Origin of the sequence: Paenibacillus amylolyticus, from assembly GCF_050990605.1 — a bacterium.
Taxonomy (GTDB): domain Bacteria; phylum Bacillota; class Bacilli; order Paenibacillales; family Paenibacillaceae; genus Paenibacillus; species Paenibacillus amylolyticus_H.
Genome location: NZ_CP158832.1, coordinates 1182398 through 1208707 on the forward strand (window position 1 = coordinate 1182398; position 26310 = coordinate 1208707).

Below are 26310 nucleotides of genomic sequence, written 5' to 3' on the forward strand. Positions count from 1 at the left end.
TACGGAACATTCATGAAGAGGAGATGAATAGTTGAACATGAAAGGGAGCTGGTGGAGACGAGTCGCCATGATTGCGTTATCGGCAGGACTGCTGGCAGGGAGTTTATCGATGGGCACAGGAATTCGTAAGGCGGATGCGGCCGCCGGAAATCAGAACTATGCTGAAGCACTGCAAAAGGCCATTTACTTCTATGAAGCACAGCGTTCAGGCCCGTTGCCAGCGAGTAATCGGGTCGAATGGCGTGGTAATTCGGGCATGCAGGATGGGGCTGATGTAGGCGTTGATCTGACCGGAGGATGGTATGATGCCGGAGATCACGTGAAGTTTGGTTTTCCTATGGCTGCTTCCGCAACGATGCTCGCCTGGTCTGTCGTGGAATACAGCGACGGATATGAACAGGCCGGACAACTGGAGGAGATCAAGGATAACATCCGATGGGCGACCGACTATTTTATGAAAGCGCATACGAAACCAAATGAATTGTGGGGACAAGTCGGGGCTGGCAATACCGACCATGCATGGTGGGGTCCTGCAGAAGTTATGCAGATGAGCCGTCCTTCGTTCAAGATTGATGCTTCATGCCCGGGCAGTGATCTGGCGGCAGAAACGGCTGCAGCACTGGCAGCGTCATCGATTGTATTTGCAGATGATGATCCGGCATATTCGGCCAGACTGCTCCAACATGCAAAAGAGCTGTATAACTTCGCAGATACATATCGGGGGGAATACACCGATTGTATCACGGATGCCGCAGCGTTTTATAATTCGTGGACAGGATACGAAGACGAGCTGGCATGGGGCGGAGCATGGTTGTATTTAGCTACTAATGATAACGCTTACTTGTCCAAAGCCATTGCAGCTACGGACCGGTGGTCTTCTAGCGGAGGCTCAGCCAATTGGCCATATACTTGGACACAAGGTTGGGACAGTAAACATTATGGTGCACAGATCCTGCTTGCCCGAATTACGTCCAGTTTGAACATGCCGGAGGCGACGAGATTTATTCAGTCGACAGAACGCAATCTGGATTATTGGACGGTTGGAGTCAATGGGACACGAGTCAAGTATACGCCAGGAGGTCTGGCGTGGCTGGATCAGTGGGGCTCGCTCCGATATGCAGCGAATGCTTCCTTTATTTCTTTTGTATACTCCGACTGGGTCAGCGATCCTGTGAAAAAAGCAAGATATCAGGATTTCGCTGTCTCACAGATGAATTATATTCTGGGCGATAATCCGCGTCAGAGCAGTTATGTGGTCGGATATGGGCAGAATGCACCTCAACATCCGCATCATCGGACTGCTCACGGTTCATGGCTGAATAACGAAGATATCCCGGCTAACCATCGCCACATGCTGTATGGTGCCATGGTCGGTGGACCGGATGCATCGGATGGATATACCGATGATATCGGGGATTACGTGAGTAATGAGGTTGCAACCGATTACAATGCCGGTTTCACCGGCGCACTGGCAAAGATGAATTTGCTATTTGGTCAGAATCATCAGCCCCTTGCGAACTTTCCTGCACCTGAGGTGAAGGGAGATGAGTTCTTTGTAGAGGCTGCCATCAAATCATCCGGTAGCAATTATACGGAAATCCGGGCACAGCTGAATAATCGTTCCGCTTGGCCTGCGAGAATGGGAGATCAGCTGTCTTTTAAATATTTCCTGGATTTGAGTGAAGTGTATGCTGCCGGACGTACGGTATCGGACGTTCAAGTAACAACCTCCTATACGGAGGGAGCGACGGTATCCCAACCCATTGTGGTGAATGCAGCCCAGCATATCTATGCCATTACGGCGAACTTCAGCAACACGAAGATCTATCCAGGTGGGGAGGGGAATTATCGCAAAGAAGTCCAGTTCCGCATTACAGGCCCGCAGGGTGCATGGGATGCAAGTAATGATCATTCGTTCCAGACGCTCACCACAGGCACTCCTGTGAAGAGTATATACCTTCCAGTCTATGATGCAGGAGTGAAGGTGTACGGACTGGAGCCTGGTGTTACGCCTGGTACGGTTCCAGGTGCACCTGCTGGCGTGCAGGCTGTGGCAGGAAGCAGTCAGGTTAACCTGACTTGGGCAGCTGTATCCGGAGCCGAATCGTATACGGTGAAGCGTTCCGAGGTAAGTGGAGGACCATATACAACTGTCGCGACGGGTGTTAGTGGATTGACCTACACAAACACGGGACTGACAAACGGGACCACCTATTATTATGTAGTGACTGCTGTGAATTCGGCAGGGGAATCATCGGGTTCTATACAGGTGTCAGCTACACCGCAAGCAGCTTCGACAGTGCCAGGAGCACTGACTTTGAGTGGGATAGCTGGCGATGCACAATCGGTCCTGACCTGGACAGCAGCCTCGGGCGCTACTAGCTATAAGGTACAGCGTTCGGTGGCAGGAGGGACATATGAGGATGTGGCAACCAATTTGTCCGTGTTGACTTACACCGATACGACGGCGCTGAATGGCACCACGTACAATTACCGGATTGCAGCCATGAATGCGAACGGGCAGACGCTGTCGAATGTCTTGGCACTGACGCCTTCTGCACCTCCGGTGACGACCGGTACGCTCGAAGTGCAGTACCGCAGCGGAGGGTCCGGGAATTCGAGCAATGCGGTGACCCCGCAGTTCAATGTGAAAAATACCGGAACACAGGCGATTGATCTCAGTGGCGTGAAGATCCGATATTATTTTACCAAGGATGGTACCGATGATATGACGTTCTGGTGTGATTATGCCCAGATGGGCACAGCCAATGTTGAAGGTACATTTGTCGCAGTGGACCCGGCCAAGGGTACCGCGGATACGTATCTGGAGATCAGCTTCAAGTCCGGAGCAGGCAGTTTGGCCGCTGGAGCAGAGACGGGCGTGATTCAGACACGCTTTTCCAAAAATAACTGGAGCAATTTCGATCAAAGCAATGACTATTCCTATGATGCTTCCAAGACGGCTTTTGCCGCATGGAGCAAGGTAACCGGGTATCAGGGAAACACCAAAGTATGGGGCTTGGAGCCGTAACTGACTGAATGTCAATTCCACTATTTTGGGGAGGTATATATTAATGTTAAAATCAGCTGCGAAAAAAAGTTTAACAGCCATGCTGGCTGGAACTGTCATGTTGACCGGATACACCGGACTCTGGGAAGGGCCGCAAACAGCACATGCCGCAGATCAGGCCATCGAGATTCAGGCAGACAGCATCAATGAAGCCCGGTTTTTGCAATTGTATGAACAGTTGAAAGATCCGGCAAACGGATATTTTTCACCAGAGGGTCTACCTTATCATTCCATTGAGACCCTGCTGAGTGAGGCTCCGGATTATGGTCATATGACGACATCCGAGGCATACAGTTACTGGCTGTGGTTGGAAACGATGTATGGTCACTACACGGGAGATTGGTCCCAACTGGAAGCGGCATGGGACAGTATGGAAAAGTACATTATCCCGGTCAACGAAGGTGACGGCAAGGAAGAGCAGCCAACGATGAGCTCATACAACCCGAACAGCCCTGCTACGTATGCAGCGGAAAAACCTTTCCCTGATCAATATCCATCGCAACTTAATGGTCAATATGCAGCAGGTAAAGACCCGATTGATGCCGAACTTAAGGCGACCTATGGTGACAACCAGACCTATCTCATGCACTGGCTGGTCGATGTGGATGACTGGTATGGATATGGCAACCTGTTGAATCCATCACATACGGCTACCTATGTGAACACGTTCCAGCGTGGGGAGCAGGAGTCTGTGTGGGAAGCCATACCGCATCCATCCCAGGATGATAAATCTTTTGGTAAGGCAAACGAAGGCTTCATGAGTTTGTTCACCAAGGAAACTCAGGTGCCGTCAGCGCAATGGCGTTACACCAACGCTACGGATGCCGATGCACGTGCTGTACAGGTGCTGTATTGGGCGAAGGAGATGGGATACAACAATCCCGAATATCTGGATAAAGCGAAGAAGATGGGGGACTATCTGCGCTATGGTATGTACGATAAATACTTCCAGAAAATTGGAAGTGCAAAGAACGGTACACCGACTCCGGGTACAGGTAAGGATTCCAACATGTATCTCATGGCTTGGTATACGTCATGGGGCGGTGGTTTGGGTCAAGGTGGGGATTGGGCTTGGCGCATTGGAGCGAGCCATACCCATCAGGCTTATCAAAACCCGGTTGCAGCGTATGCATTGTCTGACCCGGCTGGCGGCTTGATTCCGAAATCTGCAACAGCGAAGGCAGATTGGAATGCTACGTTGAAACGTCAGTTGGAATTCTACACTTGGCTACAATCCCATGAAGGAGCGATCGGCGGGGGAGCAACCAACAGTATCGGCGGTTCCTATGGGGCTTATCCGGCTGGAACAAGTACATTCTATGATATGGCCTATCAAGAAGCACCAGTGTATCGTGATCCGGATTCCAACACCTGGTTTGGATTCCAGGCATGGCCGCTGGAGCGTGTAGCCGAGATGTATTATATTCTTGCGGAGAGCGGTGATTTGACATCTGAGAACTTCCAGATGGCCAAAAAAGTGATCACGAAGTGGATTGACTGGAGTAAGGATTATGTATTTGTAGGTGAGCGTCCGGTGACGGATGCGCAAGGCTATTATCTGAATGCTGCTGGACAACGCATTTTGGGTGGAACGAATGTTCAGGTAGCGACAACGCCGGCTCCGGGAGAGTTCTGGATTCCGGGCGGTCAGGAATGGCAGGGTCAACCGGACAAGTGGAACGGATTCAGTTCGTTTACGGAAAATCCGAACTTCCGTGTAACGACCAAAGATCCAGTGCAGGACACAGGCGTTCTGGGAAGTTACGTTAAAGCTCTGACCTTCTTCGCAGCGGGAACACAGGCAGAGAACGGCACACTTAGTGCGGAAGGCCAAGAAGCCAAGGATTTGGCTGAGGCTTTGCTGGATACAGCTTGGGATTACAATGATGGTGTGGGGATTGTTACGGAAGAAGAGCGTAAAGACTACTTCCGCTTCTTTGCCAAAGAAATCTATATCCCGGCGAACTGGTCTGGAACCTTTGGTCAAGGCAACACGATTCCAGGTACAGCAGGTGTACCTTCCGATCCGGCGAAAGGCGGAAATGGCGTATACATTGGATACTCCGACCTGCGTCCGGCCATCAAGCAAGATCCGGCATGGGCCTATCTAGATAATCTGTACAAAACATCCTACAATCCGACAACGAAAACGTGGGAAAATGGTGCACCAACCTTTACGTATCACCGCTTCTGGTCACAGGTTGATATGGCTACAGCGTATGGAGAGTATGATCGTCTCCTCGGAGATTCCGATAGTCCGGAAGTGGAAGTACCCGCTGCTCCTGCTGGCGTAACAGCAACCGGAGGAAGCGAGCAAGTTGTTCTGAATTGGAACGCAGCCGCTGGTGCAGCCACGTATACTGTGAAACGTGCAGAAGTGAACGGTGGTCCTTATACGTCTGTAGCGACAGGGGTTACAGGATCAACATTCGCGGATACAGGCTTGACCAACGGCACAACGTATTATTATGTCATCACTGCGGTGAATGCCGTAGGTGAGTCTGCACCGTCGACACAGGCATCTGCAACACCACTCGCAGGCACCGTTGTGCCAGGCGTATTCAACCTCACTGGAATGGCTGGCGATGCCCAGGCGGTACTGACATGGACTGCATCAAATGGAGCAGCAAGTTATAAGGTACAACGTTCGGTAGGCACCGGGGCATATGCTGATCTGGCAACAGGTTTGACCGCACTGACGTATACCGACGCTACAGCGGTGAATGGTACGGCTTATAATTATAAAGTTGTAGCCGTGAATACGAGTGGTCAGACGAATTCGAATGTATTGGTGTTGACCCCATTGGCACCTCCAGTCACAACGGGAACGCTTGAAGTACAATATCGCAATGGTGGTTCAGGAACTTCAGGCAATGCGATTACTCCGCAGTTCAATGTGAAGAATACGGGCACAACTGCTGTGGACTTGAGCAAAGTGAAGCTCCGGTATTATTTCACGAAGGACAGTGCCGCTGATCTGAGTTTCTGGTGTGATTATGCACAGATTGGAAGCGGTAACGTGGAAGGGCATTTTGTTTCGATAGATCCGGCCAAGGGCACGGCAGATACCTATCTGGAGATTGGATTCAAATCGGGTGCGGGCAGCTTGGCTGCGGGTGCCGAGACCGGAATTATCCAGGTGCGTTTCTCGAAAAACAACTGGACGAATTTTGATCTAACGAATGATTATTCCTTTGATTCTACCCAAACGGCCTTCAGTGCCTGGACAAAAGTGACAGCTTATCAGGATGGTGCCAAGGTATGGGGAATTGAACCTTAAATGAGTTGATCAACCAGCTGTAGAGTGATGTTACTAATCATACAGGTTAAGCCGGGGGGAAATCCCTGGCTTTTCTTTTTTTTAGCAAAATGTGAATTCGGGGAACGGTAATCGGCAAATGAATCATAGTAATGTTTACCATATTTGCGATTTTAAACATTAAAATCTAGGTCATATGGCATATGTCTTGAATGATAATTGACCTAGCTCTTGTATCGCGGAAAAATCAAGCATATCAAATAGTTACAATAATTTAACCTTTCAAAAAGAAGGGATCAACAGTGAATTTTTCCAGCAGATTATGGACACACCCTGATACTTAGTGCTCAAGTTCGCCTATATCAATACAGGACTTTTGACTGATGAACGTTATGGATAGCCCGTTTACAATGGGGCAAGCCCGGGAGAACCAAGCCAGGTTAAAATTCTGTAACATCAGGGGGAACTCGACATCATGAACTGGAAAAAAACGATTATTACGGCAAGTGTCACAGCAACGATGCTGATGGGAAGTCTGACGACAGGAGCACTAACGGCACAGGTATCGGCAGCTGCTGTTGACAATTCACAAGTAAAAGTAATCTGGGGCGTAAACCTACGCACAACACCTTCTTCTTCTGCGAAGATTGTTCGCATGGTCGCTAAAGGGGAAACGGTAACGGTGCTTCAGCAATCCGGTTCGGATTGGTATAAGATTAAGGATTCTGCTAACCGGACAGGCTACATATCTTCTTCATCCAAATACACACAAGCGATTAATGGCGGCACAAGCGGATCGGGCTCAGATAGTGGTACATCGGTGACCGGCAATGCATCTGTGGAAAAAGTGATTGCGGCGGGAATGAAATATTTGGGAACACCTTATGAGTTCGGAGCCAGTCGTAACAGCACAGCGACTTTTGACTGTTCCAGCTTTGTACGTCAGGCCTTCATTGATGCACTTGGCATCAAGCTTCCAGCCGATTCCCGCAAACAGGGAGCCTATGTGAAAGCAAAAGGTTCGGTTCAGACGAACTGGAAAAACCTGAAACGCGGAGATCTGATGTATTTCATGTCGTATAAAGGCAGTTCTGCATCATCATATTCGGGCGTGAATAAATCTACCGCAACGATTACTCACACAGGGATTTACCTGGGTGACGGCAAAGTATTACACACATATTCCAACGCTGGCGGTGGTGTAACAACTAGTGATATCTCCGGCAAACATTGGGAGTACCGCTTCCTGTTTGGTGGCAGTGCGCTGTAGGTTAGAACAAGAACCTTCTTAAATAATCCACGCATGTTCATATGCATACAAAATACCTTCCATTCTGGCTTTGAGAGGCGAGTGGAAGGTATTTTTGTGTTATTTATTAATCCGAAGAACTCAATCGTGATAGTACAGTCGGAACAGGATATCCTGGTTGTAGTTACCGAATCCTTCACCGTACAAAGTAAGACCGCCCACATGCTGGGCATCTTCCTCCACCGAAAGACGAAGGGTCCATTGGTTGCGTTCGACTGGGATATCTGCGAGTGTAATGTCGGATAGATGCTGTCCATCAATAAACGTACCCTCATTGGTAATTCGCAGTACCTTGAGCATGCCGTACTGATTGACACTGTCACTCCACCATTCCGGGGTGAACATGCCTCGTCCGTTGCCTGAATCTCCAGGGCTTGTCCATTCTCCTAATCGGATGCCATTAAGCATGAATGTAATATCCGAGGGCCAATTCGGATTAACCGAAGGTGCTTCTGATCCGATCTCGAGTGACAATTCAATGGCATTGATCTGCTGTCCGGATAAGATATAGTTTGGAATTTTGTACTCCACAAATCCACGGCCAAACCACAGAATATGCGCATGCATCCGCTCGGGGTCGAGGAAATAGCGAGGGTCATCGTACTGTCCAATGACCTGAGTGGACGTAGCCAGGCCACATGTCGGATAGACATCAAAGTGAGTGTAGTGTCCCACAGGTACAGAAACCTCGTGCAGCTTGCGGGCTGTGCCGCTTTCCTGCGGCATGGAGATGCCAATCCAGTCTACAGCAAGGCTGTTCATTTTATGTGTGCCACCGTCTTTGCGTATCATTTTGGACTGAATAATGCCCACGTCCTGAAGTTTGCGGACATGCATGGTCACGATGGCACTACTCAGACCCAATGAAGCAGCGAGGTCTTTCACATTCATGGGTGTCTCTGCAACAAGGCGGATGATCTGTAGACGGACTTCACTGGCAAGTGCTTCATATAGGGGCAGCCATTCGGCATCGGTATTTGCTCTGATCACAATTGTTCCTCCATTTTTTCTTTATAGAATTAAGTTAAACATAAATTCAGTAAAAAGAATAACATTTTGCAAAATTCGGGTTGAAATTAAGGCTATAATCGATTTTAATATAAATATGAACGTTGATCCATAGAATATCAATTAATTTTTATATTAATCTAAGGGAGTTGAAATTCATTATGGAAAAAGCAAAAATGACGGTAGATAAAGATTTTACTATTGGTGTAGTGGATAAGCGCTTGTACGGATCATTTATTGAGCATCTCGGACGTGCGGTCTATGGCGGGATTTACGAGCCAGGGCATCCATCTGCGAATGAACAGGGTTTCCGCACGGATGTGCTGGAGATGGTCAAGGAGTTAAATGTACCGATTGTACGTTATCCAGGAGGTAATTTTGTATCCGGTTACAATTGGGAAGATTCGGTTGGACCGGTGTCTGAACGCAAACGCAGACTGGAACTGGCGTGGAGAACGATTGAGACCAATGAATTTGGTTTCAACGAATTCGTGGACTGGGCGAAACAGGCGAATTCCGAAGTCATGATGGCCGTCAATCTGGGAACACGGGGCACCGATGCAGCACGTAACATCGTAGAGTACAGCAACCATCCGGAAGGTTCGTATTATAGTGATCTTCGCATCAAACATGGATACAAGCAGCCGCATGCGATCAAAACATGGTGTCTGGGCAACGAGATGGATGGCCCTTGGCAGATCGGTCACAAAACAGCAGAAGAGTATGGACGTGCAGCCGTTGAAGCGGCTAAAGTCATGAAATGGACGGACCCGACTATTGAACTGGTAGCCTGCGGAAGTTCGAACCTGAATATGCCATCATTCCCGGAATGGGAAGCAACGGTGCTGGATCATACGTATGATCACGTCGAGTATCTCTCCCTGCATCAGTACTACGGCAATAAGGAGCAAGATACGCCAACGTTCCTGGCACGCTCGCTTGAAATGGATCGTTTTATCGATACCGTGAAGGCGACTTGTGATTATATTAAAGCGAAGAAACGTAGCAAAAAGACGATGTATCTGTCCTTTGACGAGTGGAACGTATGGTATCACTCCATGGAAAGTGATTCGAAGATGGATCCATGGCAGATTGCTCCGCCACAGCTTGAGGATATCTACAACCATGAGGATGCACTCCTTGTTGGTTGTATGTTAATCAGTATGCTCAAACATGCGGATCGGGTTAAAATGGCATGTTTGGCACAACTCGTTAATGTTATTGCGCCGATCATGACAGAGACGGGTGGTGGTTCATGGAGACAGACGATCTTCTATCCATTCATGCATACATCCCTGTTCGGACGTGGAACAGCGTTGGTGCCATTGATCCAATCTCCGAAATACGATACCAAACAAATCACAGATGTTCCTTATCTGGAAGGCATTGCAGTTCATAACGAAGAGCAGGGTGAAGTGACTGTGTTCGCAGTCAACCGTCATCTGGAAGAAGCGCTTCCGCTCGAAGTGGATCTGCGCAGTTTCGGGAAGTGCAGCTTGATCGAGCATATCGTGCTGGAAAGTGATGACCTCAAAGCATCGAATACGGCCGCACAACCGAACCGCGTCGCTCCTCATAATCGCGGGGGTGCAGTTGTATCCGATACCCTGATTACGGCAAGCTTGGCGAAAGCATCATGGAACGTAATCCGTTTGAAAGTGCAGTAGGGGATTAGCATAAAGGGATGGGACACGTGAGAGCGCAATTGCAGGCATGATGCCCGAGAAGGAAGCCAGCGGCTTAGCGTGTTCCTCAATTAAAAGAGCTGGGTGCGAGTTCATCGCATCCAGCTTTTTTCGTTGTGTTTTTTAAAACTCAAAACTTTCGCCATCACGCGGAATGAGCACCTGACCGTCGAATTGTTCGAATGTCAGATAAGTGGCAAGATCCGTACGGGACATCACACAATGATTAATCGCATCCATGTGCACAGCGATGACATGAGCAGATGGCGCATGGCGTTTCACGGCGACAACGTCAGGCCCGTCCATTGTAATGGGATCACCCTCCACGAATCGTGCACCTCCGGCATTCACGACAATGACTTCCGGGGCATATTGACGAATGGCCTCAGCAGGTTCATCACACCAGATGGTATCGCCGGCAATGTACGTGACAGGTTCTGCATCTGCTTCAAGTACGAAACCGGACACGTTGCCCATACGTTCGCCGATTTCTCCTGTGCCATGATGCCCGGATGTACGGGCCAATCGGACAGAGTGATGCTCATGTTTTTCATCTACAGTGGTTACATTCGTGAATCCGGCACCCAGAAATACATGCTCATCCCCAGGCTGGCAGATCAGGGGAATGTCTTTGCCAAGTTGTTCTGCCGCTGCTTCATCCCAGTGATCCGGATGGGTATGTGTCACAATCAACAGATCTGGATTCAGATAATCCGTTTCGGTTTCAGGCAGAGCCACCCTTGGATTACGTAACTCATTGGGTGTATTAGGGAATGCAGGCATGACTTCGGCGTCCATCAGCATCGGATCAACAAGAATGTTCAGCCCTCCGTATTCCAGCCACAGTGTTGCATTGCGAATCAATTGAATTTTCATTATATTTGCACTCCTTCGGGTTGTTGAATAGTATTACCCTATATGGTATACAACCCGTTTAACGGCGTACATAACATGATGAATGGAATCAGGCTACGCTAATTTCACCGTGAAAGGATTGCTGAAGCAAGATGAATGAAACGATAGATAACACAGATATACGTATTTTGCAGATCCTGATCCGGGATGCCAAACGTTCTCACAAAGGGATCGGTGAAGAGGTTCATCTCACAGGACAGGCCGTCGGTGCAAGAGTGCGCAAGTTGCAAGATCTGGGTGTAATTGAAGGGTACACGGTAAAATGGAACCCGGAACGCCTTGGCTGTGGCCTTCAGGCATTTGTCACGGTTTTCTTGAACTCCGGCGACAGACATGCTGCCTTTCGTACATTCATTGCTGAACGTGAGGACATCGTTGAAGTCCATCGCGTCAGCGGAGAAGGCTGTTATCTGATGAGAGTGCAGACCAGTAACACAGAGCAGGTGGGTCAACTGCTGGAAGCGTTGCTGCCTTACGGGAATTACAAAGTCAGCCTGTCCTTAGGTGTTGAGAAATCACAGTGATGTGTGGGGAGTTTGTCCTCATCCACTCTGGTACTCAACGATCCTGCTTCTGTTCCTGCAAAGTCTCCTGAAGCAAAGTCACAGCCTGGTTCAGCTCTTTTTTGCTCAGCAGATGATCGGTCTGAATATGAGACCGGGTGCCGTCCTTCAAGTACAGGACGAACATGGGTGAAGCAGACAGGAGCCACTTGCTGCGGGCAGGTGAGGCGAGTTCGATCTTGCGAATCCGGCTCCATGGAATCTTCCGCTTGCCAGTACGTACAGAATCATCATCCCAAGACAACAAAACAGCGGGGTTTCTGGTTAGTCGAGACAGGAACATGAAGAACAACGGCCCGATCAACCACATACCCAGTACGGCTGCGATGGAATAATATATCGTCTCCAGTCTTTCGGCTTGTCCTTCCACGATGATCCATAACAGACTCACGCACAAGAGAAGGAACAGGAAGCATAGACTTCCTTTCCATAGAGCCGTGCTGCGTCGGTAACGAATCTGCTGATGGTCACGCTTGGTTGTTTCAGGTTGTTGCATAGACGCTCCTCCTAATGAACAATGCTGATCGATATGCCAAACGTGCCGCCTGCATGAGCAGAGCGGCATGTTCAACGTTCTGTATTTACTATAATTCAGGTCCATTATCCTGATATCGCTGAATTTTTACCTGCATCACGCGCATGCGTGTACAGATCGGCATATACACCTTGAGCTTCAATCAGCTCCTGATGCGAGCCTTCCTCCACAATCTCGCCATTCTCCATCACCAGTATCCGATCTGCATGCATCACCGTGGACAGGCGATGGGCAATAACAATGGTTGTGCGTCCTTGAGATACCGACTCGAGCGCCTGCTGAACAAGCTGTTCGGTGTGGGAGTCCAGATTGGCGGTTGCTTCATCCAGGATGAGTACTCGCGGCTGGAATACAACGATGCGGGCAAATGAGATCAACTGCCGCTCCCCTGCGGACAGTCCGCTTCCGCGTTCGGATAGATGCGTATCATACCCTTGCGGCAGACGTGAGATCATCGCATGTGCTCCGACAAACCGACAGGCCTCAATCGCCTGCTCTCGCGTAATATCCTCACGAAACATTCTCACATTATCAATAATGGAGCCGGAGAACAGGAAGGGTTCCTGTTGAATCAGTCCCACGATCCGATGAAGCGTACCCTGCGGCAGCTGCCGAATATCGGTACCATCAATCTCAATACTGCCCTGGTCTACATCATAGAAGCGATTGAGCAGGGAGATGAGTGTACTTTTTCCAGCGCCTGTTGTACCCACAATACCTACCATTTCACCCGGATAGAGGTGCAGGTTCATTTGCTGGATCAGGGGCCGATCTGCCCGATAACCAAACGACACATCATTAAAGTCAATCTGGCCCATCACGTTCCGAGGTTCCAGTGAAGAGGCCATCCTAGGCTCAGGATCGGCAACTTCAGGCCGCGTATTCAGGATGTTCCAGATGCGATCCATCGACACGGTGGTGGACTGGAATGTATTCCATTGCATCGTAATCTGGTTAATCGGTTGAAAGAACTGACGGATATAGCTGATAAATGCATACAATACCCCGACTTGCAGGGACTCACCCAGTACGGCGCGACCTCCAAGCCAGACCATCATGACCAGTGCCGCATTGCCAAGGATATCAAACGTCCGGTTGAATATGACATTGGAGCGGGCTTGAGCAATGTTGGCTTTCAGATGAAGCGCATTTTGTTCCGAGAAACGTTTCTTCTGTTCTTCTTCCTGGTGAAAAGCCTGAATCAGGAACATGCCGGACAAGTTCTCTGCCGTAAATGCGATCAAGCGGGAAAGACGCGTACGGGCATTCTGATAAGCTTTGCGCAGTCGACTACGGAATAATACCGCGACGACGGCGATGACTGGCAACACGATCAGAGAATAACTCGCCAGCACAGGGTCAAGCTGGAACATAAAGACGATAATGAGCACCAGCATCATGCCATCCCGAATCAGACTGAGCAGTACTTGCGTGAAAAAACTGCTGATGGTCTCCGTATCACTGGATACGTTCGTGACCAGACTGCCGATATGAAAACGGTCAAAGAAGGACATGGACATCTTGGAGATATGCTTGAACAGGTCCTTTCGGATCCGGGATACAATGTTCTGTCCCACATGCTGCAACAGATTATTCTGGATATAGGTAAAAATAAAACTGATGACAGCCAGCCCAAGAAAGATGGCTGCGAGCTGAACGAGAAAGCCCACACTGGTCTGGCCCACGGCCAGATGATCATCGATGGCGATCTTCACCAGATAGGGTTGCAGCAGATCAGCCGATATGCCAAGCAGTGAGCAGAGGAAGATACCTGCAAAAGCCCATTTATGCGGTTTGGCGTATGCCATCATCGCTTTAAACGAAGTTCGTTTACTCTGATCGTCTTCTACATCTGGGCGAAGCTCAGTGTTAGGGTTAGACATGATGTAATCCCTCCTCCTGCAAACGGTAGGTGGCCGCATATAACCCCTTGGCAGCCATCAGCTGAGCATGTGTTCCCTGCTCAGCGACTCGCCCTTCATCCAGAACGATAATATCGTCTGCATGACGGACCGCGCTGATGCGATGAGAGATGATCAATGCGGTCTTGCCCTTGCCGATCTCGCGCAAACTGCGCAGAATACCACTCTCGGTGACAGCATCAACCGCGCTCATGCTGTCATCCAGAATAAGTAACTGTGCTTGCTTGATCAGTCCTCTTGCAAGGCTGGTTCGCTGACGTTGTCCACCAGACAGAGTAAGTCCACGTTCACCAAGCAGTGTATCGAAGCGATCGGGAAAACGGACAATATTGTCATAAATCATGGCTTGTCGTGCACTATGTTCCACTGTATCCAGTGATACTTCCCGGTCGCTGAATGCGATGTTATCCCGGATGGTGGTACTAAACAGGAAACCATCCTGAGGGACATAGGCGATGCGCGATCTCAGACTTTCCAGCGACAGCTGCCGAATATCGGTACCATTGATGCGAATCGTTCCTTCAGGTGGTTCATATGTACGCAGCAATAGCTTAACGAGGGTGCTTTTACCTGAGCCGGTCTTGCCTACAATACCTACCGTTCGCCCGGCACGGATATAGAGTTGAATGTTTTGGAGAGCAGGAGATGAACTGCCAGGATAGGAAAAGGTTAGATTCTCCATGGTGATATCTTGGACGGTTTGGAGCGATGTGGCTTCGGGAAGTTCACGCACATCCGCTACTTCGCTGAGCAGGTCATTCACCCGCTCCAATGATGCGCCTGAGCGCTGAACGGTATTAATAACATTGCCGATCTGTTGAAGCGGTCCCATGATTATGCGCAGATATAAGGTTAAGGCGACAAAACTCCCGAGTGTAATGGAGTTCTGCATGGTCATGATACCTCCAACAAGCAGAGAAACAACCAATGAGATGGCTCCCAGCAGCGGGAGCAAGGCTTGAAACAAGGAAGACAGACGAACGAGTCGAAGCTGTCTGCTCTTGATTGCATCGACAGTAGTTCCAAACCGTGCACGAGCACTGTCTTCGATGGCAAACGTCTTGGTGACGCGAATGCCACCCAGCTGCTCTTCTGCGGATTCCGTCATGGTTGCAAGAGCTTCCTGCACGTCGCGAGAGCGCTTGCGAATCCGCGGACCGAAAAATACGACCAGAAATGGAATCGCCAGCAAAGGAACAACACTGATTAGAATGAGTGTCAACGGAATCCCGCTAAGCAGCATCATGACAATGCAGGACAACAGCAGGAAGGTGGCATTGGTCATGAGCGTCACGCCGTTGGATATCGCTTCACGAACGGAAGTAACGTCATTCATGACATAACTGAGCAGCTTTCCGTTCCCCTGTTTGGAGAAATAATGTTCGCTAAGTTCGGAAAACTTACTGAATATACGCTCACGCGTCATGTATTCGAAACGTCGACCCAGCTTCATAATCATGAATTGCCCGGTACCGAACAGCAGATTATACCCGATGGCAATAGCCAGAAGGGACAGGCTGTACCTTACGACCGTCTGCATCTGAAGAGAATTCTGCATCAACTGATCCGTAAAGCTACCGAGTATGCGGGGCAAGGATGCTTGCCCGACATTGGAGGCAATAATCAGAAGAACAGCAGCCAGATAAACAGGCCAGTTCGACACAACATAACCGCGAAGTAATCCTTTCTTGGACATAAGCGTTGTTCTCCTTTTGTTATAGGTGAAGTCAGTTCAGCAGGTGGAGTCAAGAAAAGGGCCGACACCTGTTATTAGCGCGTCGTGCCCTCTTACTGTATGCGATCTAGTTCGTTGTTTATCCGTCATCCGATGGATTTCTCTATTCTTATTTTTGCGCTAATCCGAATCGATGTCAACGAAGTCACTTAGCAAAAAAAGTAGATGAATTAAATTATCGGCGTTGGATAAGAGTGGTATGCCGTTTTCCTGTGATGTATTCACCAGATGTCGAAATGACTGAAACATTTTCCAGGGGTGTCCCGTCTGTAGGAATGAAGAGTTGAAAAATAGGCTTTACTAATATATGGAGGTGCCAGGAAATGAAACATAAAAAAGGATTGGCTGCAACGCTTGCACTCTGCGTTTCTTTGACAGCAGGAGGTGCATCGGTACTCGCTTTTTCAGATGTGAAGGATGAGGGTCAGAAGTCGATTGTGGATTCATTGAAATCAAAAGGTATTGTTAACGGAGTAACGGCGGATCTGTTCCGTCCGGATCTCGCATTGTCCGAGCCACAAGGTGTTCAACTGATTGTGAATGCATTTGGTCTGAAAAATGAATTTGCGGAAGCATCCGCTCAGACTAAAATTAGTCCGGACACTTGGTATGCTGATGCTGTTCAAGCGGCTACGCAAAACGGACTGTCCATTCCGGTTGAAGTGAACCCGCAGGGCAAGATGACGCGTGAACTGTTTGTCATTTTGCTACATGAAGGGATTAACACAACCGGGAATTATCCGGTCATCATGAAGTATAATCTTGTAAAGGACGAAAATAAAATCGGTAAGGACGCCATATCTGCAGTCCAGAACCTGCTGAACATGAACATCATTGAACTGGATAAGGACGGGAATTTCCGTCCAGATCAGTCGCTTACCCGTATGGAGGCTGCAAGCATGATCTTCAATGCACTCGAATTTGTGGATAAACACGGCAATGGCGGCTCAGCAGAGCCAGCTCCAACCAATCCAGGTGAAGGCCAACAAGCGATCGTACCTGAAGTGACAACAACGAAGGTTGATGACAAAACGACCAAAGTTAAACTCACTGCTGAAATGCCACACCCTGGTTATGGATTGAAGATTGATGATGTGAAATTGGAGAAGGATGGACGCGCGATCGTGCTCTATTCCATTATTCAACCCGATCCGGATATGATGTATCCGATGGTCATCACGAATGTGACTGCAGAAACGGATATCCCAACAGGGTATACGGCAGAAGTTCAACCTTCTGGCAAGTAAATTCACTGCAAACGACCTGCCAACATAGAAGAGACAAGGTAACCTGAACAAGCCCACCCTCCATGCACGCATGAAGGGTGGGCTTTGCACTGAAGTTGAATAAGTGGCTAATAAACCGCTAATAATTGACGAAAAGGGGCGTCCCATAAGTCATAAGCATGACGGAGGACACCCCTGGTTAGCATGATTTTTATTCTAATGAATCGAGCACACGCTATTTGCTCCCATTTGCACAGGTCTGAGGCTCGTTAAACGGTGCTTTCCTTGATCATCCGCAATTCAACTGCAACCCCAAAATGATCGGAAACGACAGCCCCCGTTTTTCCGTTCAGCACAACCGTTGAAGATTGAACCTGTAAGGGCTTGTTGGAAAAAATATAGTCAATCCGCAGCGGTTCGGCGTTACTTTCCCAGCCTGCAATGGCTTTAATGACGGTGTGGCCTTCATCGCGTGTCGTTGCGTTCGTATAGGTATCCGACCAGCCTGATTGCATGACATAGTCATATCCTTCCCCGCGTACTTTGGACGCATTGTTGAAATCCCCCATTATAAAAACAGGCGTCGGTGCAAAAGGGTTCAGTATTTCCGTTGTACGGTCCCATAGTTCACGGAAGGATTCCTCATCGTTCCACCAGTTGTAGTGCCCACTCACAAACCATGCCGACACTTCACCCACCACAGTCTGCACGCCCATAATTTTACGTGAGCGGTAGTTGTCATAGTCCCGCAGCGAAGAAACATATTGGTTCAACATGTCTATAATCGGCGTTTTGGACAAAACCGCCAAGCCCTCATCGTATTTGCCAAAGCCAATATGTGCAGGGGCCCACGTCCAGTAATAGGTATCTGACAATAACCCGTTCAGCACATAAGCGTAATTATCCCGCTTAATGATTAACTCAGGATCAGCGCTATAGTAAGCGTGCAAATCGTCCGGCGATAAAGGAGCTTCGTCCATAGACTGGTTCACTTCCTGCAAAGCAATGATATCGAACTGCTGCTCATGAATAAAAGCTGCGAGTTGTTTTAGCTTTTCGAGCTGATTTTCTTCCATCCAAGCATGTACGTTTAAGGTTAGCAATTTCAAAGCCATCACCTGTTGAGTATGTCTTGTATATCTGATTTGATTACATCGGCCTTCGGTCCGTAAACAGCCTGTACTCCGTTATCGACTTTAATTAGGCCCAGAGCGCCAAGCGCTTTCCATGTCTTTTCGTCCCCGACGGCTTCCGTATCCTTCACCGTCACACGCAGACGGGTCATACAGGCATCGACCTCGACAATGTTCTGTTCTCCTCCAAGCGTTTGAATGATATCTGCCGCCAGTTGATTCTGAGGGGAAAGAGCCGCCACATGACCTGTATCCAGGTCTGCACTACCCGCCCCGGAATTCTCCTGAGGTTCCTCATCTGTATAATTCCCCAGCCGACCCGGTGTAGCCATCTGGAATTTGCCGATCATGACATAAGCGATAAAGTAAGTCACCACTGCAAATACAACACAAGTCAGCACGAAATTGATAATATCCTGCACCAATCCCGCGTTTATGGACAACGGCAGTCGGGTCAGCAGTTCAATCATACCAAACGAATGTAATCGCAAATGGATGATGTCCGCCAAGCCAAACGCAATGCCGGTAAGAACAGCGTAAACCACGTATAGCACGGGTGCTACGAACATAAACATAAATTCCAGCGGTTCCGTTACCCCTGTCAGAAAGACAGCAGCAGCGGCTGAAAAAATCATCGACTTGTACTTGACTCGTTTATCCTTGTCTACACGGCGATACATAGCAAACGCAAGTCCCATCAGGATTCCCGCTCCGCCGATCATTTGACCTACCTTAAAGCGGGCAGGCGTCACGTCTCCCAATAAGCTATTGTAGGCTGCCTGATCGGTACCACGAAGCGCACTCAGATCACTTGCCCAAGCCAGCCACAGCGGGTCCTGTCCAGCAACAACGCTGCCAGCCCCGGAACCTGTAAGCGTCGTGTAAACGCCACCGAGTTGAGTATAGTTAATAGGAACCGTCAGCATATGGTGAAGCCCGAAAGGAATTAACAGTCTTTCCAATGTACCATAGACAAATGGTGCTACGAATGGAGCTGATTCCCCAGAGGTTGCCAGCCAAATACCAAACTGGTTTATCCCACCCTGGATAAATGGCCAAATGGCAGACATGATCAAACTAATGATGACAGACCATAGAATCACAACAAAAGGAACAAAACGTTTGCCGTTAAAAAAGGCTAAAGCATCCGGCAGCTTGCGGTAATTATAATATTTATTAAATATTACAGCCCCGACAAATCCGGAGATGATACCGATAAACACGCCCATATTGAGTGCGGGGGCTCCTAGGACAGAAGTAAAATAACCACTGACCGGAATGGAGGCACCAAAGAGAGTATGGACGGTTGCCCCTTCCTCCGTTAGCATCTTCGAGGATACGCCCAAGATCGTTCCTGTTGAAGTATTGATTAGGATAAAAGCAATTAAGGCGGCAAAAGCCCCGCCAGCCCGTTCCTTGGCCCAGGAACCGCCGATGGCCACCGCAAACAGAATGTGTAAATTGTTAATGATGCCCCAACCCAGATTCTCCATGACCCCGCCGATGGTCAACCAGATCTGAACATCACCAGCGAGCATGGCTACCACTTTACCGAGCGAAATCATAATTCCCGCCGCTGGCATGACGGCGACTACCACAAGCAGTGCTTTCCCAAGCTTTTGCCAAAAATCAAATGATAGAAGCTTTTTCATTTCTCGATCAATCTCCATCCATGTAGTATGTACAACGTTGTTTATTTGTCTTGCAAATTAATGCAATCGGTTGCACAATAATTATAATAATATCGCTTTCAATTGGCAATACCCTGAATGGAAATATCTTGAGAGTGAGCGGAGGCCTTCTATTAAACAATCGCGAATTTGTTGATTTTAAACCAATATCGTATGATAGAACATAATATTTCCTGCTTGAGATAGCAAAAGGAGAAGAAGACGATGGCTGTAACCATCAAAGATGTGGCAAAGCGTGCCAATGTTGCTACTTCCACGGTGTCCCGTGTCATTCAAGACAGTCCCAAAATCAGCGAGGCCACCAAGGCGCGTGTCCGTAAAGAGATGAAGGCGCTTGGCTATGAGCCCAATTACTCAGCACAAAGTCTGGCTAACCGTGTGACACAGTCGATTGGCATTATTATGCCAGAATCGGATGTGGAAATTTTTCAAAACCCGTTCTTTCCGGAAAGCCTGCGCGGGATTAGTGAATGGGTGAATGAGCGTAACTATACACTGTCGATTGTCACGGGGAAAACGAGCGATGAATTGCTGTCCCGAGTGAAGCGGACGACGCGCACCGGACGGGTTGACGGCTATATCATCCTGTATTCCAAGCAAGAGGATAAAATTGTGGAGTATTTTCATAGTGAAAAAATACCATACACTGTAATCGGCAAACCCCGGCAGTTTATCAGTGAAACCACTCATGTGGACAACGATAACTATCAAGCCGCCAGGGACGTAGTCACGTATTTAATCGGTCTGAATCATCAGCGCATTGCTTATGTTGGCGGAGATCATGAACGGACCGTAAATACCGAAAGAGTCAGGGGCTATCAGGATGCACTGCGGGAGGCCCATTTGCTTCTGCCGGCCGAGTACGTTGTCAGGGAGCCTTTTACCCTGGAGGATATGCGGACGCTATTGCAAGTTTCCCCGCCGCCTACCGCTATGATCGTCAATGACGACCTTGTAGCGATGGCTGCACAGAAATTTCTGTCCCAATTGGGCGTGTCCATGCCGGAACAGCTTTCCATGGTGAGCTTTAATAATCTGATGCTGGCTGAGTTGATGAATCCGCCTCTTACTTCCGTAGATATTGATATCTTCACCCTTGGTTATCAGGCGGCCAAAAGTCTGATCGAGAAGATAGAAGATCCCAAGGAACTGACCAAACATATCATTGTTCCTCACCGGATCGTAGAACGCGAATCCAGCCAGATGTTACTGTCTTCCGGGAAATGAACAGAAACTGATTTTGTGGACATCCATAAAATCAGTTTTTTTTGCGTTGACAGGGCAATCGGTTGCACTATATACTGAACTCGCTCATATACTAATTTCGTATATTAAAGATTTCATTTTCCGAGAGGGGAACGTAATTATGGTTTATAACCGATTATTTGACGTGGATAACTGGAAACTGACAACCCACACGCTACATACAACACACATGCGATTACAAGAAAGCATCATGTCCATAGGTAATGGTTACATGGGCATGCGTGGTAATTTTGAAGAGGCCTATTCAGGTGATCATCATCAAGGAACCTACATCTCCGGTGTCTGGTTCCCCGACAAAACAAAAGTCGGCTGGTGGAAGAACGGTTATCCTGAATATTTTGGAAAAGTTATCAATGCCATGAATTTTATCGGGATCGGTCTGCTTGTGAACCGGCAGGAAGTGGACTTATTTACGGCTCAGATCACTGATTTTGTGCAGGAACTGGACATGAAGCAGGGCATTCTGCGACGTGCCTGTACCGTGAACGATCAGGTTCGTATCACCACGGAACGATTTCTAAGCATAACCACTCGTGAATTATGCCTGATTGATTACAAGGCAACCAATATAAGCGAGCAGCCTCTGACGATCGAGCTTGTTCCTTATCTGGATGGTAATACGAGAAATGAGGACACCAACTATGATGAGGTATTCTGGCTAGAGGAAGCACGCGAGGTTCAGGAACCGTTCATCAGCTTATCCACAACGACGATAGATAATCCATTTGATGTTCCGCGTTTTACAGTAAACGCTACCATGGGTATTGTGACCGAGGGACAGGATCAGCAGACGACGGAAGAGGGTTTTTTGTATGCTGCACGCCATTATCTATATACCGTCGCCCCGGGTGAGAGTGCTCATATGCAAAAAATTGTGGCTGTCACCACCTCACGTGACATAGAAAAGGATGCGTTGATTCCTCAAGCTGAACGTCTCGCCGTGGAAGCCATGAACAAAGGATATGCTTTGCTGAAGCAGGAGCACATCGCGGCGTGGGCCGGACGTTGGGACAAAGCCGACGTCGAAATCGAAGGGGATACGGAGGCTCAGCAGGGAATACGTTTTAACATTTTCCAGCTATTCTCTACGTACTACGGTGAAGACGCCCGTCTGAACATCGGGCCGAAAGGCTTTACAGGTGAGAAATATGGCGGTGCCACGTATTGGGATACGGAAGCGTACGCTGTACCGATGTATTTGGCTTTGGCAGATCCTGATGTAACTAAAAACCTGCTGTTATACCGCTACCATCAACTGGAGGGTGCCAAGCATAACGCGGCGCAACAAGGTCTTCGTGGAGCACTGTATCCGATGGTCACCTTTACGGGTGTGGAGTGCCATAACGAATGGGAAATTACTTTTGAGGAGATCCACCGTAACGGAGCCATCGCGTATGCTATTTACAATTATACAAACTATACGGGCGACACGACCTATTTACGGGAATATGGAATAGATGTACTGGTCGAAATTAGCCGCTTTTGGGCGGACCGAGTTCATTTCTCCCATCGTCATCAGCAGTATATGATCCACGGGGTTACCGGACCGAACGAGTATGAGAATAACGTCAATAACAACTGGTATACCAACATGCTGGCTGCATGGGTTTTAAAATATACGTTATCGGTCTTGCCTCAAATTTCTTCAGAGAAATCGGAGAGGCTGGCTGTTACCGGGGATGAGCTTGCGCATTGGCAGGATATCACCAACCGCATGTACTATCCTTACGATGAGGAACGGGGCATATTAGTACAGCATGATACTTTTCTGGATAAGGATTTACAGCCTGTATCCTCCCTTGATCCAAGTCATTTGCCACTAAATCAGAATTGGTCATGGGATAAAATCCTCCGTTCTTGCTTCATCAAGCAGGCGGATGTGCTACAGGGTCTGTATTTCTTCGGAGATCAGTTCACTCTGGAGGAAAAAGCTCGTCATTTTGCATTTTACGAGCCGATGACCGTTCATGAATCCAGTCTGTCCCCATCGGTTCACGCTGTGCTTGCTGCCGAGCTCAAAATGGAGGAAAAGGCAGTCGAGATGTATAAACGGACAGCCCGGCTGGATCTGGATAATTATAATAACGACACCGAGGACGGACTGCATATTACCTCCATGACGGGAAGCTGGCTGGCGATTGTGCAGGGCTTTGCCGGAATGAGAACGTATAACGAAACGTTGAGCTTTTCCCCCTTCCTGCCACAGGGCTGGAGCAAATATACGTTTAAAATCAACTATCGTGGTCGCTTGCTAAATATTCTCGTACAGGTAAATGAAGTGATGATTACGCTGTTGGACGGAGAACCCCTGACGCTGGAGCTATATGGACAGCCAACGCACATTGCTAATGGGCAGCCGTTAATGACGAACAGTGTCTCATAATATGGGAAGACAAGGTGGGAAGCAAATGAAGGCAGTGATTTTTGACTTGGACGGTGTGATTACAGATACCGCCGAATATCATTTTCAGGCATGGGGCAGCTTGGCGGCGACGCTGGGTATTCCTTTTGACCGGGAATTTAATGAGCAGTTAAAAGGGATCAGCCGTACGGAGTCGCTCGATAAAATTTTGGCGCAGAGTGAAGCGGGCGCATATACTGCCGAGCAGAAATTGGAATTGGCTACGCGAAAAAACACCGAGTACCAGCGGCTGATCTCGGCCGTGACTCCGGCAGATATATTGCCAGGTATTCATGCACTTCTGGTGGAGTTACGCCAAGCCGGGATCGGGATTGCGTTGGCCTCCGCGAGTAAAAATGCAGCTTTTATACTGGAACGGTTGGAGCTGACGCATTATTTTGACAACGTGGTAGATGTTACCGCCATTCGACATGGCAAGCCTGACCCGGAAATTTTCCTCACCGGAGCGGCCAATCTGGGCGTTCAGCCTGCCGACTGTATCGGTATAGAGGATGCGCAGGCCGGAATCCAGGCGATCAAGAGTGCCGGGATGTTCGCAGTCGGTGTAGGAACGCCATCGCAAATGCAGGATGCCGATATCGTGGTGGCTTCGACCGCCGATCTGTCTTTGAGGATGCTGGAGGATGGTTTTAATGCGTTTGTAAAAACGGATTCTTTATAAAAATGAATGGATTGACATTGACTGGTGGACTGATCCACCAGTTTTTTTCGTCTTTGATACAGGCGAAAAGGGACGTATTGTGGAGCAAGGCAGCCGAGATGAATTGCAAGCTCTACTTGATATGAAGTTTATACGGTTATCTATGTTATATTATATTACATAAAATTGTCGTTTATAAGATGTGGAATCGATAATCCACATAGCTGATAAAGCCACTTCGTGTTAACGGAGTGGCTTATTTCTGACCTTATCCCGAAAAATTTAATGATTCTACATCCCATGTCATGTGCAAAATCAACATATATGACTGAATATTCCCAGTGTTTATGCGTGTTTGTGTGGATTGTAATCAAGGGTAAAAACGACATATTTACGGAGCCAGGAAGGAACTCATAGAATAAAGCCAAGCAATTAGGGAGCTTGAAACGGGTGGTAAATATATGATAGATAATATTACATTTATGTGATTGTATTAAATCTATCCTTATTACTTTTTCTAAGCATAAAGAGAGAAAAGACCTGCCTCGCCCATTACGGAAGCAGGATCGCAATGCGCTATACATGCTAAGATCTTGCGACCTGTATGACCGGTTTGAATCCAGGATGCGACCTGCATACGTGGAATACCTCTTTCCTAACATATGTGGGTTTTGACTTTAAGGTCTGTTTTCTAACCTCCGTTCAGATCAGACTATCTTTCAAGTTCATGTGATGAAACGCTCAATGACAACTACAGGAGGATAATGAGTCAAATTCTACATGTTTTACTTCCCCGAAATGACAATGACAAGCTGCCGACCAAAGTGTAAACCGCCGTGGTAACAGGTTATTCAGTGATTTTAGATGGAAAGGTAGAAATGGCATATTTACGGATTCAACATTGAACCATAAACTCGGTATGTAAGCGTTATCAAAAAAGGAGGAAACAACTGATGCAACCAGATGGGAAGCACACCTTGTCGCAAAACCTATCGGTATACACGAATCCGAGCAGTAAGAAAAATAAATTATGGAGAAGGATGATTCGCAACTGGGAGTTGTATCTGTTTATCGCACCAGCCTTTTTATACTTTCTGATCTTCCATTACGGTCCGATGTATGGCATACAAATTGCATTCAAAAACTTTATCCCGACACTTGGTGTCACGGGAAGCCCATGGGTCGGATTCGATCATTTCATCCGTTTCTTCAATTCTTATTATTTCTGGGATTTGCTATGGAATACCCTAAGCATCAGCTTGTATGAGTTGGCCATAGGTTTTCCGCTGCCGATCATTCTGGCGTTAGCGTTCAATGAAGTGAAGGATTCCTTTTTCAAGCGTACCGTGCAGACCGTCACGTATGCACCGCATTTTATTTCGGTTGTTGTGATGTCGGGCATGATCATTACCTTTTTGTCTCCCTCGTCAGGCATGATTGTCAATTTGGTGGAGGCTCTTGGATTTCAGGCGCCTCAATTCCTGACGGACCCTGCGTGGTTCAAAACAGTGTACGTACTGTCAGGAGTCTGGCAAAGTGCAGGCTGGGGCACCATCATATACCTTGCCGCGCTATCTGGCGTGGACCCGCAACTGCATGAAGCGGCTGTGGTGGATGGTGCGAGCCGGTTTAAACGGATTTTACATATTAACATACCAGCCATCATCCCTACGATCACGATCTTGTTAATTCTGAATATGGGCAGTATTTTGGGCGTCGGATTCGAGAAAATCCTGCTGCTGCAAAATCCGCTGAACATGGGCTCGTCCGATGTCATCTCCACCTTCGTCTATCGGTCCGGTCTGGTTGATGCGCAGTACAGTTTCTCTACGGCCGTGGGATTGTTCAACTCCGTAGTTAATGCGATTCTGCTCATTACCGTGAATCAGATTGCACGCCGCACCAGTGAAAACAGCCTGTGGTAAAGGAGG

The 26310-nt window shown here is 48.3% G+C and carries 17 protein-coding genes; 10 read left to right on the top strand and 7 right to left on the bottom strand.

What is annotated here, in order from left to right:
* The first annotated feature begins 37 nt into the window (after positions 1–37).
* The 3 genes from ABTV53_RS05300 (at position 38) to ABTV53_RS05310 (ending at position 7599) form a co-directional block, all read left to right on the top strand.
* On the top strand, positions 38–3031 hold the full coding sequence (locus tag ABTV53_RS05300) for a glycoside hydrolase family 9 protein (RefSeq protein ID WP_433754070.1): 2994 nt from the start codon (positions 38–40) through the stop codon (positions 3029–3031).
* 43 nt (positions 3032–3074) lie between these two features.
* The gene (locus ABTV53_RS05305) at positions 3075–6350 is read left to right on the top strand and encodes a glycoside hydrolase family 48 protein (RefSeq protein ID WP_433751438.1); all 3276 of its coding nucleotides are present in this window, start codon (positions 3075–3077) and stop codon (positions 6348–6350) included.
* A 454-nt stretch (positions 6351–6804) separates the two neighbouring features.
* Positions 6805–7599, top strand: coding sequence for a C40 family peptidase (locus tag ABTV53_RS05310; protein WP_433751440.1), 795 nt, complete (start codon positions 6805–6807; stop codon positions 7597–7599).
* A gap of 120 nt (positions 7600–7719) precedes the next feature.
* Here the strand turns inward: ABTV53_RS05310 and ABTV53_RS05315 are convergent, their stop codons facing one another.
* Positions 7720–8625, bottom strand: coding sequence for an ArsR/SmtB family transcription factor (locus ABTV53_RS05315; protein ID WP_026081248.1), 906 nt, complete (start codon positions 8623–8625; stop codon positions 7720–7722).
* A 182-nt stretch (positions 8626–8807) separates the two neighbouring features.
* Between ABTV53_RS05315 and ABTV53_RS05320 the strand changes: the two genes are divergently transcribed.
* Positions 8808–10313 carry an alpha-N-arabinofuranosidase gene (locus ABTV53_RS05320; protein ID WP_433751441.1) on the top strand — a complete coding sequence of 502 codons (1506 nt, stop codon included), beginning with the start codon at positions 8808–8810 and terminating at the stop codon, positions 10311–10313.
* Between the two features lie 141 nt (positions 10314–10454).
* Here ABTV53_RS05320 and ABTV53_RS05325 read toward each other — a convergent pair whose 3' ends face one another.
* Positions 10455–11207, bottom strand: a complete 753-nt coding sequence (locus ABTV53_RS05325) for an MBL fold metallo-hydrolase (protein WP_433751443.1) — start codon at positions 11205–11207, stop codon at positions 10455–10457.
* Positions 11208–11338: 131 nt separating this feature from the next.
* Between ABTV53_RS05325 and ABTV53_RS05330 the strand changes: the two genes are divergently transcribed.
* Positions 11339–11770, top strand: coding sequence for an Lrp/AsnC family transcriptional regulator (locus ABTV53_RS05330; RefSeq protein WP_433751445.1), 432 nt, complete (start codon positions 11339–11341; stop codon positions 11768–11770).
* Positions 11771–11804: 34 nt separating this feature from the next.
* On the opposite strand, the gene ABTV53_RS05335 is transcribed toward ABTV53_RS05330, so the two are convergent.
* The 3 genes from ABTV53_RS05335 to ABTV53_RS05345 form a co-directional block, all read right to left on the bottom strand.
* A complete protein-coding gene (locus ABTV53_RS05335) occupies positions 11805–12305 on the bottom strand; it encodes a hypothetical protein (protein WP_433751447.1) in 501 nt (166 codons plus the stop codon).
* A 104-nt stretch (positions 12306–12409) separates the two neighbouring features.
* A complete protein-coding gene (locus tag ABTV53_RS05340) occupies positions 12410–14227 on the bottom strand; it encodes an ABC transporter ATP-binding protein (RefSeq protein WP_433751448.1) in 1818 nt (605 codons plus the stop codon).
* Positions 14220–15962 carry an ABC transporter ATP-binding protein gene (locus ABTV53_RS05345; RefSeq protein ID WP_433751449.1) on the bottom strand — a complete coding sequence of 581 codons (1743 nt, stop codon included), beginning with the start codon at positions 15960–15962 and terminating at the stop codon, positions 14220–14222. Before ABTV53_RS05345 ends, ABTV53_RS05340 begins: the two co-directional genes overlap by 8 nt.
* Before the next feature lie 362 nt (positions 15963–16324).
* Between ABTV53_RS05345 and ABTV53_RS05350 the strand changes: the two genes are divergently transcribed.
* On the top strand, positions 16325–17248 hold the full coding sequence (locus ABTV53_RS05350) for an S-layer homology domain-containing protein (RefSeq protein ID WP_433751451.1): 924 nt from the start codon (positions 16325–16327) through the stop codon (positions 17246–17248).
* Positions 17249–17496: 248 nt separating this feature from the next.
* Here ABTV53_RS05350 and ABTV53_RS05355 read toward each other — a convergent pair whose 3' ends face one another.
* On the bottom strand, positions 17497–18336 hold the full coding sequence (locus tag ABTV53_RS05355; protein WP_433751452.1) for an endonuclease/exonuclease/phosphatase family protein: 840 nt from the start codon (positions 18334–18336) through the stop codon (positions 17497–17499).
* A 5-nt stretch (positions 18337–18341) separates the two neighbouring features.
* Positions 18342–20012, bottom strand: coding sequence for a PTS transporter subunit IIBC (locus tag ABTV53_RS05360; protein WP_433751454.1), 1671 nt, complete (start codon positions 20010–20012; stop codon positions 18342–18344).
* Between the two features lie 243 nt (positions 20013–20255).
* On the opposite strand from ABTV53_RS05360, the gene ABTV53_RS05365 reads away from it, so the two are divergent.
* From ABTV53_RS05365 to ABTV53_RS05380, 4 genes are all read left to right on the top strand, one after another.
* On the top strand, positions 20256–21278 hold the full coding sequence (locus ABTV53_RS05365; RefSeq protein ID WP_433751456.1) for a LacI family DNA-binding transcriptional regulator: 1023 nt from the start codon (positions 20256–20258) through the stop codon (positions 21276–21278).
* A 139-nt stretch (positions 21279–21417) separates the two neighbouring features.
* Complete coding sequence (locus ABTV53_RS05370; RefSeq protein WP_433751458.1) at positions 21418–23700, top strand: glycoside hydrolase family 65 protein; 2283 nt, start codon at positions 21418–21420, stop codon at positions 23698–23700.
* Positions 23701–23725: 25 nt separating this feature from the next.
* The gene (pgmB, locus tag ABTV53_RS05375) at positions 23726–24400 is read left to right on the top strand and encodes a beta-phosphoglucomutase (protein WP_433751459.1); all 675 of its coding nucleotides are present in this window, start codon (positions 23726–23728) and stop codon (positions 24398–24400) included.
* A gap of 932 nt (positions 24401–25332) precedes the next feature.
* Complete coding sequence (locus ABTV53_RS05380; protein WP_433751462.1) at positions 25333–26304, top strand: ABC transporter permease; 972 nt, start codon at positions 25333–25335, stop codon at positions 26302–26304.
* Positions 26305–26310: the final 6 nt, after the last annotated feature.

Coding starts and splice junctions, on each gene's coding strand:
- ABTV53_RS05300 (WP_433754070.1), top strand. CDS start 38: ATGAAAGGGAGCTGGTGGAGACGAGTCGCCATGATTGCGTTATCGGCA.
- ABTV53_RS05305 (WP_433751438.1), top strand. CDS start 3,075: ATGTTAAAATCAGCTGCGAAAAAAAGTTTAACAGCCATGCTGGCTGGA.
- ABTV53_RS05310 (WP_433751440.1), top strand. CDS start 6,805: ATGAACTGGAAAAAAACGATTATTACGGCAAGTGTCACAGCAACGATG.
- ABTV53_RS05320 (WP_433751441.1), top strand. CDS start 8,808: ATGGAAAAAGCAAAAATGACGGTAGATAAAGATTTTACTATTGGTGTA.
- ABTV53_RS05325 (WP_433751443.1), bottom strand. CDS start 11,207: ATGAAAATTCAATTGATTCGCAATGCAACACTGTGGCTGGAATACGGA.
- ABTV53_RS05330 (WP_433751445.1), top strand. CDS start 11,339: ATGAATGAAACGATAGATAACACAGATATACGTATTTTGCAGATCCTG.
- ABTV53_RS05335 (WP_433751447.1), bottom strand. CDS start 12,305: ATGCAACAACCTGAAACAACCAAGCGTGACCATCAGCAGATTCGTTAC.
- ABTV53_RS05340 (WP_433751448.1), bottom strand. CDS start 14,227: ATGTCTAACCCTAACACTGAGCTTCGCCCAGATGTAGAAGACGATCAG.
- ABTV53_RS05345 (WP_433751449.1), bottom strand. CDS start 15,962: ATGTCCAAGAAAGGATTACTTCGCGGTTATGTTGTGTCGAACTGGCCT.
- ABTV53_RS05350 (WP_433751451.1), top strand. CDS start 16,325: ATGAAACATAAAAAAGGATTGGCTGCAACGCTTGCACTCTGCGTTTCT.
- ABTV53_RS05360 (WP_433751454.1), bottom strand. CDS start 20,012: ATGAAAAAGCTTCTATCATTTGATTTTTGGCAAAAGCTTGGGAAAGCA.
- ABTV53_RS05365 (WP_433751456.1), top strand. CDS start 20,256: ATGGCTGTAACCATCAAAGATGTGGCAAAGCGTGCCAATGTTGCTACT.
- ABTV53_RS05370 (WP_433751458.1), top strand. CDS start 21,418: ATGGTTTATAACCGATTATTTGACGTGGATAACTGGAAACTGACAACC.
- pgmB (WP_433751459.1), top strand. CDS start 23,726: ATGAAGGCAGTGATTTTTGACTTGGACGGTGTGATTACAGATACCGCC.
- ABTV53_RS05380 (WP_433751462.1), top strand. CDS start 25,333: ATGCAACCAGATGGGAAGCACACCTTGTCGCAAAACCTATCGGTATAC.